Genomic DNA, 13015 nt, shown 5'->3' on the forward strand with positions numbered 1-13015 from the left:
ACTGAATATAAAGCTGAACTGATCAGCCATTAAACTGAGTCTAAGCAGTAAAAATTCAAATAAGATGACAAATCGCTAGAGAAAGCAGCTTCAAACGAAGAGCTTAGAGCTCGCAATATAGATTTGCTCCTAGCCCGCATAATTATCATTGAGCCTGAGATAGCTACTCAGTTAGAGCTCGTACATAAGTGTGCATTGATATCTTATTGCTGATTTTTATTGTTGACAACGGGGAGTCCACATAAGTTTGATCAGTTTTTGGCTTAGTCATGGACAATTTTAGATTAGAAAAAATATGGCAAAACTACTCAGAAGTGTATAGTGAAATGTCTAATACCTAGACTGTCAGAATGTATCATTAGAACTGTACCCGTTAAAATGGCCCAACATTTCACACCAGTTTAGGCCTGAAGTTCACGATTGTATTACAGCCATTTCTATCACAGTGATAATCACGATAGATCCGAGAAGAATCGACAGAATTCCTATCCCAGAATGGAAAAAGTTGGGCCATATACGCCACACTTTCTCACCGTGAACCACCTTTCGGTAATAGTCAAAGTTTGCCAACATGGAACAAAAAAAAGCTGGAATAAGCCAGTACAGCATGTCCGGTACTTTAAAGTTGCCAGTGTGATCGACTGCCGTTAACAGTTGTGTCCACAGAAGGGTTAGAGAGAAAACCACACAAGCTTTAAATGGCATCCCTTTGATCACGTAGTAGAGGAAACCGAAGAAAAAAGCCCAAAAATTATAGTTAATGCCATACCTATCCCGCCAGCCCAATTCATTGTATTCATTGGTGGTGATATACTCAAAACGACCTAATCTATCACCTTGGATCAATTCGAACACCTTGAATCGCCGCTTCCAGCGGCGACTAACGTTCAGAGCATCGCTGTTCTCTGTTTGGGAGTCCATACGGTTTCAAATTATTTTACTTATCCTTTCTTAAGATTATGCACATTTCCGTAGAACTCAAGCTCAATGCTTTTCCTGAAGGGTAGAAAGTGCTCCTGTCGGAGAACATTAATTATAAATACTTTGTTACATGTTACATCTGGTGAGTAACTGAATTCATTGATTTTTTAAGAAGTTGCACTTTTCTTGGACAAAAGCTGTTTACGCCCAGATCCAAAAGTAAGAACTTCTGGATTATAAAAAATAGGGTATATCCCCATCCAGATTGCCAAGTGTAGACTAATTAGGTGGGATTACAGGGGTTAAGTGGTGAACTCTAGTAGGGGCTTGTTAGAAAAAATGTGATGAGTTGGATCTACTCACAACCTAGTCATGATGCCAAGTAGTTGAGTTAGTGTATAGTCTTTCTCTTTTACATGGATTGAAGTACTGCCACTGTTAAAGTTAAAGTTAAAGTTAAAGTTAAAGTTAAAGTTAAAGTTAAAGTTAAAGTTAAAGTTAAATATTATACCATATATCAACTCCTTGGAGTGATGACCATTCAGCCGATGTTTAATGTTGTCTCAAAAGGACTTTAATAGTCCTTAACGGACTTTATAAAGTCCTCTTGTTGATCTATTTTTACTAAAAGAATACACAATAGTGAATGGCATGCTGGCTTAAATGTTAACAAGGAAAATGAGGCTATATATACCATGTGTAAAATTAAAAATAATATTTCATCAAACATAGCAGCCAAAAAATACGTTGGTAAATTCACCCCTATCATCATATTTGTCCTATTGAATCTTGCATCTCCTTTTGTTTCATCTAAAGTTCTAATTTTTGAAAGTGGCACATATCCGCTGTCTTATGATATAGATGGCGAACCTAAAGGCGTTTACTTAGATATCGTATCTGAGGTTTTTAATGATATGAACGAACCTTATTCAGTGGTTTCCCTTCCGTTTAAACGCGCACTCTATCATACCGAAACAAATAAAGGTATTGTTGTCGGGGTATATAAAACCAGGGATCGGTTAGATAAGTTGGATTTTTCAGAGAAAATATATACGTCACAGGATGTGTTATTTGTAAGAAAAGATTCCAAATTGGAATACTCAAAAATATCAGACCTTAAAGGTAAAAAGATCGCCGTCAAGTTAGGATGGAGCTATGGTCATGAATTTGATAGAGCTCTTGAACGGGGAGAGTTTACAACGGTCCACGGGAATTCAAAACGAAATTTTAAGTTATTATTACTAGGGAGGATTGATGCTTTCATCGAAACCAGAATTTCTGGAATTAACAAGATTAAAGAATTAGGAATAATAGACAGTGTTGATATAATAAATACGCCTGTAAACACAGGAGAACACCACTTGGCAGTAAAAAAAGGAGAACATAAAGAGCTGATTGAAAACTTTAATGAACACCTTAGAAATATACGGTTAGACGGTAGGTACGATAAAATTATCAGTGGTCATATTAATTGATTTAAGGGAAATGACCCCACCCTGTTGACTGAGGTGTAATACTCTCGTTCAATTACGCCTTGAGCCATCACGATCTTCGCTATTGTTAAATCTATTCTGGGCTAATGTTCAATTGTACACCTGTCGGAGTACAATAAAAATTCGATCAGTTTCTAATACAATTCTAGACAACAATGAGTCAGTGACTTCGCTAGTTTAGAAAACAACGGATTAGCTTAAGTATCGAAAAGTAACGTCCAATGAACATGCAAAAAATGGTGGGTAAAATAGCGACAAAAGAGAAAAAGCCAACTGTTTTTTGTCCTTGTTAAATTGATTGTTAACTTTTCATAACCACTCTATAGTTATTCAAACTATATAGCATTAAGTATTTGGCAATTGTTCTTTCCTGCATTTTTAGCTAAATAAAGTGCCTTGTCCGCCAATTTTAGTAAATCAGTGGCATTAAGAGCGTCACATTTTAACGATGCTACGCCGATACTTACAGTCAGGTTGTTGATTACAGATGGTTTACCATATTGGACACTTAGTGACTCTATGTTCATGCGTATTTTCTCTGCTATAGAAAATCCAGATTCGACACCAGTCTCTGGTAATAGTATGACAAACTCTTCGCCACCATATCTTGCCGTAAGGTCAGTTTTTCTCAGTAATGAACTATCTATCGTATCTGCTATTTTTTGTAAAACAATATCACCTGTGTCATGACCAAATTTATCATTGTATTTCTTAAAGTTATCTATATCTAGCATCAACAGTGTAAGCGGCTGTTTGCTCCGCTCTGCCATTGCAATGCTTTCATTCAATCGCCTGTCAAAAGCAAGGCGGTTGGGCAGTTTTGTTAGAAAGTCTGTTTCACTTAATTGATGTAGTTGTTTATTCGCGATTTCAAGTTCTAGCGTGCGTTTATAAACCTTGGCTTCTAATTTATCATTTAGTTGCTCTAGTTCCTTTCTAGCTTTATTTTGCGCAGTAGTGTCAATTGATACGACCATGAGATAGTCTATTTGGTTTCTTCCTTCACTAACTGGAGATATTGTGGAATGGAACCACAATTCATTTCCATCCGTGTCAACCACGGCAGCCTCTTGCTCTATAACATTACCAGTATCTCGTGCTTTTCTTAAGTTTTTAGACATTTCATCTCGAAAAGACTGAGGATAAAAGTCAAAAGGATACGGCTTTCCGTAATACCCGGCAACATCCTTCAGACCAATAGCTTGAATACCAGCGGAACTCATGAATTGTAAATTAAAATCAAGATCTACAATTTTTGTACATACTGGTGAGTGCTCAATCCATACGTGGCTCTGTTCTTCTGAAAAGCGTAATTGATCTTCTTTCGTTCTGAATTTTGTAAATGGCATTATATATGACCTCTTACCAATTCTAGATTATTCTGTAAGAAAGGTGGCCCAACTTGGTACTTGCAGCATTAAAAATGCTAACGCCGCCAGCAGGGGCCGAAAAACCAGAGCGAAGTGGCAGTTTTTTGGTTCCTCTGACTGGCCTTGTTAGGTGCGATTATCGCACATAGTTTAGTATCTACGTTGTGCTGGTTACCCAATTTAGTCGAGTGGGCACAAACAATTGCTAAGTCACTAAAAGTTGGAGGGGAGTTCCATTTAGTAGAGTTCCATACATTCAACGACTTACTATGTGGGTACTCTTATTTTCCGAATAGTGAGCCTGACGTTGAAGAAGAAGGTACTTATACAGAAAACTGTGACGGAACAAAGTCAACGATGGTTACGTGGCCTCATTCAATAAGTGAGACTATAAATTCGTTAATCGGTGCAGGGTTAAGTATTGAATCTTTCAGTGAGTACCCGTATAGCCCATACAATTGCTTTGAAGACTTAGAGTTTGTACCAAAATTAGGCTACCAGATGTTGCATAAAGGTCAGAAAGTTCCATTATTATATTCAATTAAAGCTCGAAAAGGCGGCTCATAAACAAAGCCGCGATTTTTATAACATATTGAAATTATATCATTTCTTTTTGCTTTTCCACCAAACTAGCCATCACTTGGTCACGATCAGTAAGATAAGAATCTAATCCATTCTTTCTTAAATGGCATGCTGGACAGTCGCCACAACCATCACCAATGATGCCGTTGTAACAAGTGAGTGTCTTCTCTTTCACGAAAGACAACGCTTGATATTGGTCTGCCATCGCCCATGTTTCAGCTTTATCGAGCCACATTAACGGCGTTCTAATATCCAGCTCACGATCCATACCAAGCACCAACGATGAATTCATAGCTTTCACGAACTCATCACGGCAATCTGGGTAACCCGAATAATCGGTTTCACACACACCAGTAATGATCGTTTTTGTGTTGATTTGGTATGCGTAAATACCAGCAAGTGTCAAAAATAGAATATTACGACCAGGAACAAAAGTATTTGGCAGTCCGTTATCGTCTAAGTCGTTAGAAACGAGAATATTATCGCGAGTTAATGCGCTAACCGCCAGTTCATTGAGTAGCCCTACGTCCATTACTTTGTGCGCGGACACGCCGAGTTCAATCGCTAGACTTTTGGCAACCTCGATCTCTTGCTTATGACGCTGACCATAATCAAAAGTAATCGCGTGCACTTCATCGAATTCTTCTAACGCTTGTACCAAACAGGTGGTGGAATCTTGTCCACCACTAAAAACGACAACAGCTTTATTCATGTCGGCTTCCCCTTAAGCAATATTCAAGTATTTATGCGTCTGCACTGATAAACGCCAGTTCTTCTCGATACATGTATCGATACAAAGCTGAGTCGCTCTAGGCTTCTGACTGATCGGTTGCAGAGCAACTTGCGTCTCGCTGCCCACTTTTGCTCTCTCAAGCAAATATTCTAGTTGCTCAATATCTTTGCTACTACCCACTGGGTGCTTAATTTCGTTGGCACGTAGCAAAGCACTGTCTAATACAGGAAGCTTACCTTTCATCGCCACTTTAGGTGACACTGTCACCCACGTGTTAGTGGTTGCTCGAACTTCTGAGGTACCACTGGTTTCGATCTGGCACTGACACCCCATCGCTTCGAAGGCTTCTGTCAGTGGAACTAAATCATAAATGCACGGCTCGCCGCCTGTGATTACAATGTGCTTCGCAACGTACCCTAGCGATTGATAGCGCTCAACGATATGCTGCGCTGAAACACTAGCCCAAGTTGGCGAGTCTTCAGCCTTTCGCAAAACCTCATCAAAACTGGTATGGTCTTCAGGCGTGGCATCCCAAGTTTGTTTTGTGTCACACCAAGCGCAGCCGACTGGGCAACCTTGCAAACGAACAAAAACAGACGGAACGCCTGTGAAGACCCCTTCCCCTTGAATGGTCTGGAACATTTCATTAATTTTATACAATTTGCTTGTTACCTTAGTACTGTACCAATTTAAGACCCGTGACCTTAAATGAGTCGCCACGCAAGGTCAAATTAATCCGCGTCAAATCGTTAAATTACTGCATGATTCCTCGTACCATAGTGCGCGCCATACCAGAGCTCCACTACACGGTGTTTTGGGTGTACACTGGCTACTTGCATCGCGCTTAAAACAATATCACAACCGCGTTAATAGCCCGAGGTACTCTGTTGTATACATGCGGCACTGTACACGCTCCGCATAATCACAGCTCAAGTTCACTTTCTCAGAATTATACACATAGAGTTACCTCGGTATATCGACTGAAAACATCAAATGGAGACGTTATGTATAAACTTGTCGCGCTAGACATGGATGGAACTTTGCTCAACAACCGAAAAGAAATCACACCGAGAACCAAGCAAGCTCTTCAACTGGCTAGAGAGAAAGGGATTAAAATCGTACTTGCTTCCGGCCGACCTCTAGATGGTATGACTCGCTACCTCAAGGAACTAGGTATCTCCGGAGATCAAGAATTCGTTTTGTATTGTAACGGTAGCATGGTAAAAGAGCTGGGCTCGGATGAAGTAATCCACCAGCAAATTCTCTCCGGACGAGATGCCAAGTCAGTTTTCCAATTGGCTGATAAACTAGGGCTAGATTGCCACGCGTTTAGCTCCGAGTATGGGGTCATTACCCCAAAGCACAATCCTTATACTGAAATAGAGACCAAAATTAATCAAATCCCAGTGAGGGAAATGAACTTCACAGAGTTGGATGATGAGCATCCAATAGTGAAAGTACTGATTGTCGCCAGCGAAGATGCCATCACGGCAGCGATGAAACAAATCCCTAGTGAGTTTCGTGAACGCTATAATATCGTTCGCAGCGCCACCCACTTTCTTGAATTTCTACATTTAAAGAGCAGTAAAGGCTATGGCGTTGAAGCCATCGCGCTCGCGCTCGATATCAAACCCGAACAAATAGTTGCTATGGGTGACGCGGAAAACGACAATCATATGATTGAATATGCTGGATTAGGCGTGGCTATGGGCAATGCAATGGACAACACTAAGCAGCTAGCAAACCACATTACCCTAACCAATGAAGAAGAAGGTGTCGCAGAGGTTTTTGAGAAGATGATCCTTACTGTCGAATAATAAATATAAGCCAAAGCGATTGGTCAAGTTTTCTCGTTAATCCGACTCAATCGCTTTCCTCAAGCATAAAATGTGATTGGCAAAACATCGCTTGCGATAAAACTCGATTGCAGCTTTATTAAAAGCCCACACTTCAACAAATATCTGAGTCACGCCATAATCATCAAATGAGTGTTCTATTTTATCAGTCAATAAGTTCGCCACGCCTCGCTTGCGGTATTCAGGGAGAACGTACAGCTCGTCTATGCTACCCATTTGCACGGGCTGGCTGACTTGCGAAATCAATTCGCAGAAATGGCCAGTAACAAAACCCACAACGAGATCCCCCTCCTTCACCACATACACTAAGCACTCGGGGTTATTCAAGTAGCTGGCGATGTCTTTCTCTTTCGCCACTTCTTCGGCCGATTTAAAATGATCGGGACATTTCTCGTGGTGGTCTTGATGCAGCTGATACATCAATGTATTCAATTGCGGTAAATCCGCACTTTGCGCGGCTACTGGCTTCGTTATTTTCATATGGACAACGTGATAATATTTATTGGCGCTAGGTAAGAGATAATACTTTCAAGTATATCACCCTTTATCTCTCAAATTCCGCTAGATAAAACACCAAGTTCACTTCATTTCTAGTCCACTCAATTTATGGCCTTTTAGCCACACAAGTCTGGTAGTTTAGCTGATTACAATAAGTCATTGGGATGTGGTTTATCTCATTGTATGGCTGCTTTTTAACAATTTTATAGAGTAGGAAAATTGCTTGCCGACCCATTTCAAATGGGTTTTGGCCAACATTACCGTGAGCTAACTTCTCTTTCAAGTATTCGAGTTGCACGTCTGCCGTATCCGCAATGACTACGACCATTTCCTTACTGGCTAATTGCAGCTGATAAGGCTGTAGCAACTCTCGATAGCCATCAATAAATTGCGGCCAACCTCCCACAGCAACAAAGGAATCAATGCCTTTCGATTTATGTATATCAAGCACCGTTTGCATATCTCTTAGCGCACGGGGAAATTGACCAAAATTATACATAGGATCACGAAACTCCTTCCAGCCATTCTGTCCTTTGAGGCGCTCTGACAATTGCTCTCTATTGTTATTCCCCGACAGCGCGGAACGAACTCCCATGACTCTCAGATTAAGGTTCGGGGAATCAGGCCGCCCACTCTGTATCACTAATGTTCCTCCATCAGGATGAAAATGTTTTAGCTGTTCGCCCAATGCTTTGCCAATCTCGAAATCGTCGGTACCAATATATGCGGAGCGAAGGGATGGATTTTTCTGCAAATCTCTCGGTGAGAAATCGGCATCATAAGTAATGACAGGGATACCCTGTTCGATGGCTTTTTTCACACTATTTATGGCCAGAAACTCAGATTGAGTCACCGCGATCGCCAGACCATCGACTCCCTCATTAATCAATTTTTCAATCACTTGGTCTTGCTTTCGAACGTCAATGTTTTTGCTACCGAGGAAAATACACTCCACATTCACGAGCTCTTGGGCGGCCGCCTTACAACCTTCGCCAGTTTTCAAAAAAAATGGATTGTTTATCTCTTTTGGAACGAGAGCCAGCCTTAGTTTATCTGCAAAGGATGAACATGGTAACGTCATTAGGCAACACACAAAAATACCTTTGCCTATTTTCATAGCTTCACTTCCCTATTAATCATGGACTAAGTATTGAATGTGACTGAATGGTACTCATATAAAAATGAGCCTCATGGCTAAGTCACGATTATGGGCTAAGTATAGTCTGACAAGGCGCGGCTATCTCACAGCGGTTCAATTTTAACTGGTCTGACTATATAATCGCGGCGACTCCGCTTCCCCTAGTGACTTAAGGGGCGAATCTAATAAAAGGAATAAACTTGAAAAATATCAAATCACTTCTGCTCGGTAGCGCTATCTGCGTATTGTTTTCTGGCTGCGCGGCAACCGCGCAAACCACTGTCTACCCGATGAGCAATGGTTCCATCAAAGCAATCTCAACCTCAAGCGACCAACATGCGGCTTTGCAAGATAACATTCAGAAAGCGCAACAATACTGCACCAAGCGTGGCATGTCTTTCGCTGTCATATCACAAAAACAAACTTACAACGGTATTGATAAAAACGTAAAGCAAGCGGCCAATATCGCAGCAGAAGCCACCTTCTTAACATCTGACAATGTGATTCCGACGGGCGTATTATCGAACGATGACGATAACCAAGTTGTCACACTCTTTAAGTGCGTTTCTGACCAACCAACAACGAACTCATAACGTTGACTATTAATTCATAATAAAAACGCCGCCACTTTATTAAGTGACGGCGTTTAGTTAGCTACCGTTTAATTGAACACGGTGTTTTTTGCCATTTCGTGGCAAAGATTACCCCATTACAAACATGTCCATAAACTCATTGACGGGTAATTTCTCTAACGCTTGTTGATCAGTGCACAACTTCATCATGCGATTGGCTTTTTGCTCAGGGAAACAAGTGAGTAGGCTGGAACGCAATTTCGATTCCAACACAGGGATCCCTTCTTGCCTTCTACGTCTGTGTCCAATTGGGTATTCCACACACACTTCTTCAGTACAAGACCCATCGTTGAAAAAGATCTGTATTGCGTTAGCAATCGAGCGCTTATCAGCTTCCAAATATTCACGAGTGAAACGCTCATCTTCCACAACCTGCATCTTTTCTCGCAATTGATCGATCATTGGCTGGCTTTGATGATAACTGTCTTCGTAATGCTCAGCCGTGAGTTCACCGCAGATCAAAGGCACCGCAATCATATACTGTAAGCAGTGATCTCTATCGGCTGGGTTCGCCAACTTACCTTGCTTAGAGATTATTCTAATTGCAGATTCGTGGGTACGAATAACAATCTTACTAATGTCACTGAGCTTCTTACCAACTTGGCTATGTAATTTTGCCGCACACTCTACCGCTGTTTGCGCGTGGAATTCTGCGGGATAAGAAATTTTCAGCAAGATATTTTCCATCACATAGCTAGACAGCTCGCGCGCCATCGAGAATTTCTCGCCTTTAAACTGAACATCATAAAAACCCCATTGCGGCGCAGACAGCACAGACGGAATACCCATTTCACCCTTCATGGTGATCATTGCTAATCGCACCGCTCTGGCAGTTGCGTCGCCTGCCGCCCAAGATTTTCTCGACCCTGCATTCGGCGCATGACGATAAGTACGCAGAGAGCAACCATCGACCCACGCTTGGGTCAAAGCATTGATCACCTGCTCTCTGTCGCCACCAAGCATTTTAGTGACAACCGCAACGGAGGCTACGCGCACGAGTAAAACATGATCTAAACCAACTCGATTAAAACTGTTATCCAAGGCTAATACACCCTGTATTTCATAAGCTTTGATCATTGCCACTAACACATCTTGCATCAAGAGTGGTTTGGCACTTTGAGAAATGGCGACTCGGCTAAGGTAATCTCCAACGGCCAATATCGCACCCAAATTATCAGAAGGATGCCCCCACTCTGCGGCCAACCAAGTATCGTTGAAATCTAACCAACGAATCACACAACCGATATTAAACGCCGCCGTTATAGGATCAAGCTGATAAGCCGTGCCTGGCACTCGCGCGCCATTCGGTACTGTTGTACCGGGAACGACTGGACCTAAATGCTTGGTACATTCAGGAAAGCGCAGCGCAAGTAAGCCGCACCCTATCGCATCAATTAAGCAGTTTCTGGCCGTATCAAACGCTTCTTTCGATTGAATATCGGTTTCCATAACGTAATCGGCTATCGATACCAACAGATCATCAGGAGCTGGGCGCTCGTTGAGTTCTACATTTTGACTCATTTTTCTTTCCTTGTTCCTTGTCTTAATTATCGACGCTCAATTGCGACCCATGGTTGAAGTTCTGGACCGGTGTATTCTGCACTTGGACGAATAATACGGTTGTTCGCACGCTGCTCAAACACATGTGCTGTCCAGCCTGTCACTCGGCTCATTACAAAAATCGGAGTAAACAATTTGGTTGGAATATTCATAAAGTGATAAGCCGAGGCATGGAAAAAGTCGGCATTACAGAACAAGCCTTTTTCTCGTTTCATCACCGCTTCTACGCGCTCAGAAACCGCGTACAGATGTTCGTCTCCAACCTGCTCCGACAGTTTTTTAGACCATGACTTAATCAGCTCATTTCTAGGATCGCTAATTTTGTACACCGCATGACCAAAACCCATTATTTTTTCTTTTTTCTCTAACATAGACATAATGTTAGATTCGGCTTCATCTGGGGTGAGCCAATCTTTAATCATCGCCATTGCCGCTTCATTCGCTCCGCCATGTAATGGGCCACGCAACGTGCCAATGGCCGCTGTTACGCATGAATGAATATCTGACAATGTCGACGCACACACTCTGCCAGCAAAGGTCGATGCGTTAAATTCATGTTCGGCGTACAAAATCAACGAACAGTGCATCACCTGCTTAAATGTGTCTGAAGGAGTTTCATCGCTAAGCAGCTTTAGAAAGTAGCCCGCGAGCGTGTCTTCTGTCAGGTCTTCAGTATCAACACGAACGCCGTCGTGGCTATAGCGATACCAGTAACAGATCGCCGCAGGAAAGACCGACAACATACGCTCCGAGTGATGGACTTGTTCGTCAAACGTATGTTCAGGCTCAAGATTACCCAGTACCGAACACGCTGTTCTCATCACATCCATTGGGTGAGAAGTTGCTGGAATAGACTCCAATACTTGTTTCAAAACCCGTGGTAAGCCACGCAAGTCTTTAAGCTTATCTTTGTATTGCCCTAACTCTGCCACGTTGGGCAAGTGACCACGTAACAACAAGTGAGCCACTTCTTCAAACTCAGCATGCGTTGCCAGATCGGCAATGTCATACCCTCGATACGTTAGTCCTGTGCCCGATTGTCCTACGGTACATAAAGAGGTAGAGCCTGCATTCTGTCCGCGTAAACCGCCTTCTGCATGTCCAGCTTCCATTTAAAACTCCTTCTTACATTATTCAGCTATTGGATAAAGTGTGGTGTTATGCCTTTATTTTTATTTTTCTTTGGATGAAAACAACTGATCTAGCTTATTTTCATATTGGAGATAATTGAGATGTTGATACAACTCAGCGCGAGTTTGCATCCCATCAACAAGATGTTCCTGAGTGCCCGTATTAAGAAGCTGCTGATAGACATTTTCTGCCGCTTTGTTCATCGCACGGAATGCACTAAGAGGGTATAAAACCATATCGACATAAGATGCGAGTTGGTCGCAACTATACAAAGGTGTCTGACCAAACTCGGTTATGTTAGCCAAGATCGGCACATGTTTTCCGCTAGCCTTGTCAACCTTTTCAGAAATAGTCCTATATTGCTCTAAAGTCGTTACTGCCTCGGGGAAAAGCATATCTGCGCCCGCTTCAACGTAAGCAACCGCTCGGTCGATCGCCTTGTCGATACCTTCGTTTGCCAGCGCATCTGTTCGCGCCATTATCACAAATCCAGCATCATTACGTGCGTCGACACAGGCCTTGATTCGATCGACCATTTCGCTTTCACTCACCAGCTCTTTGTTTGGACGATGCCCACAACGTTTTTGGCTAACTTGATCCTCAATATGTACGGCTGCCGCGCCCGCTTTCTCCATACTTTTGATTGTACGAGCAATATTAAATGCTCCGCCAAACCCAGTATCAATATCGACCAACAATGGAAGGTCTGCTGCATCCGTGATCCGTCGTACATCCGTCAGCACATCATCGAGCGTAGTGATACCAAGATCAGGCACGCCGCACGAGGCATTGGCGACGCCTCCCCCAGAAAGGTAAAGCGCCTGATGACCAATATTCTGCGCCATCATGGCGCAATATGCGTTAATTGCGCCCACCACCTGCAGCGGTTGGTGATTTGCTACCGCATGCCGGAATTTACCGCCCTGACTCTTCGTCATTATTCTACCTCCTAGCTTATTTCTAGTGTAATTCACTACTCTTAATTTAGCAGCAGTCGAATGTCGCACTTAATTAATGCACGCTAGTTGATCACTTCGTAATCCATTCCATCAATATTTGTTCCCCTCATCACACAAATAACTTTTGAGTCTACAATCTTGC

Annotated in this window: 12 protein-coding genes; 3 read left to right on the top strand and 9 right to left on the bottom strand. The window is 42.3% G+C overall.

Annotated elements, in window-relative coordinates; translation table 11 throughout:
- Positions 1-414: 414 nt before the first annotated feature.
- Positions 415-921, bottom strand: a complete 507-nt coding sequence (locus L4C34_RS18630; RefSeq protein WP_428790826.1) for a DUF2628 domain-containing protein — start codon at positions 919-921, stop codon at positions 415-417.
- A gap of 695 nt (positions 922-1616) precedes the next feature.
- On the opposite strand from L4C34_RS18630, the gene L4C34_RS18635 reads away from it, so the two are divergent.
- On the top strand, positions 1617-2396 hold the full coding sequence (locus L4C34_RS18635; RefSeq protein ID WP_428790827.1) for a substrate-binding periplasmic protein: 780 nt from the start codon (positions 1617-1619) through the stop codon (positions 2394-2396).
- A gap of 353 nt (positions 2397-2749) precedes the next feature.
- Here L4C34_RS18635 and L4C34_RS18640 read toward each other — a convergent pair whose 3' ends face one another.
- The 3 genes from L4C34_RS18640 to queE form a co-directional block, all read right to left on the bottom strand.
- Positions 2750-3763, bottom strand: coding sequence for a sensor domain-containing diguanylate cyclase (locus L4C34_RS18640; protein ID WP_428790828.1), 1014 nt, complete (start codon positions 3761-3763; stop codon positions 2750-2752).
- A gap of 619 nt (positions 3764-4382) precedes the next feature.
- Entirely contained in the window at positions 4383-5078 is a 696-nt protein-coding gene (gene queC, locus L4C34_RS18645) for a 7-cyano-7-deazaguanine synthase QueC (protein ID WP_428790829.1), read from the bottom strand.
- A 12-nt stretch (positions 5079-5090) separates the two neighbouring features.
- Complete coding sequence (gene queE, locus L4C34_RS18650) at positions 5091-5759, bottom strand: 7-carboxy-7-deazaguanine synthase QueE (RefSeq protein ID WP_428790830.1); 669 nt, start codon at positions 5757-5759, stop codon at positions 5091-5093.
- Positions 5760-6103: 344 nt separating this feature from the next.
- On the opposite strand from queE, the gene L4C34_RS18655 reads away from it, so the two are divergent.
- Positions 6104-6916, top strand: a complete 813-nt coding sequence (locus L4C34_RS18655) for a Cof-type HAD-IIB family hydrolase (RefSeq protein ID WP_428790831.1) — start codon at positions 6104-6106, stop codon at positions 6914-6916.
- A gap of 36 nt (positions 6917-6952) precedes the next feature.
- Here the strand turns inward: L4C34_RS18655 and L4C34_RS18660 are convergent, their stop codons facing one another.
- Both L4C34_RS18660 and L4C34_RS18665 read right to left on the bottom strand, forming a co-directional pair.
- A complete protein-coding gene (locus tag L4C34_RS18660) occupies positions 6953-7435 on the bottom strand; it encodes a GNAT family N-acetyltransferase (RefSeq protein ID WP_428790832.1) in 483 nt (160 codons plus the stop codon).
- Between the two features lie 124 nt (positions 7436-7559).
- On the bottom strand, positions 7560-8570 hold the full coding sequence (locus L4C34_RS18665; RefSeq protein ID WP_428790833.1) for a substrate-binding domain-containing protein: 1011 nt from the start codon (positions 8568-8570) through the stop codon (positions 7560-7562).
- A gap of 221 nt (positions 8571-8791) precedes the next feature.
- On the opposite strand from L4C34_RS18665, the gene L4C34_RS18670 reads away from it, so the two are divergent.
- Positions 8792-9184 carry a hypothetical protein gene (locus tag L4C34_RS18670; protein ID WP_428790834.1) on the top strand — a complete coding sequence of 131 codons (393 nt, stop codon included), beginning with the start codon at positions 8792-8794 and terminating at the stop codon, positions 9182-9184.
- 108 nt (positions 9185-9292) lie between these two features.
- Here the strand turns inward: L4C34_RS18670 and L4C34_RS18675 are convergent, their stop codons facing one another.
- The 3 genes from L4C34_RS18675 to prpB are packed head-to-tail and all read right to left on the bottom strand — an operon-like array spanning position 9293 to position 12852.
- Positions 9293-10744, bottom strand: coding sequence for a bifunctional 2-methylcitrate dehydratase/aconitate hydratase (locus tag L4C34_RS18675; RefSeq protein ID WP_428790835.1), 1452 nt, complete (start codon positions 10742-10744; stop codon positions 9293-9295).
- A gap of 26 nt (positions 10745-10770) precedes the next feature.
- On the bottom strand, positions 10771-11895 hold the full coding sequence (prpC, locus tag L4C34_RS18680; RefSeq protein WP_428790836.1) for a bifunctional 2-methylcitrate synthase/citrate synthase: 1125 nt from the start codon (positions 11893-11895) through the stop codon (positions 10771-10773).
- Between the two features lie 60 nt (positions 11896-11955).
- Positions 11956-12852, bottom strand: coding sequence for a methylisocitrate lyase (gene prpB / locus L4C34_RS18685; protein ID WP_428790837.1), 897 nt, complete (start codon positions 12850-12852; stop codon positions 11956-11958).
- Positions 12853-13015: the final 163 nt, after the last annotated feature.

Origin of the sequence: Vibrio profundum, assembly GCF_050337555.1 — a bacterium.
Taxonomy (GTDB): Bacteria; Pseudomonadota; Gammaproteobacteria; order Enterobacterales; family Vibrionaceae; genus Vibrio; species Vibrio profundum.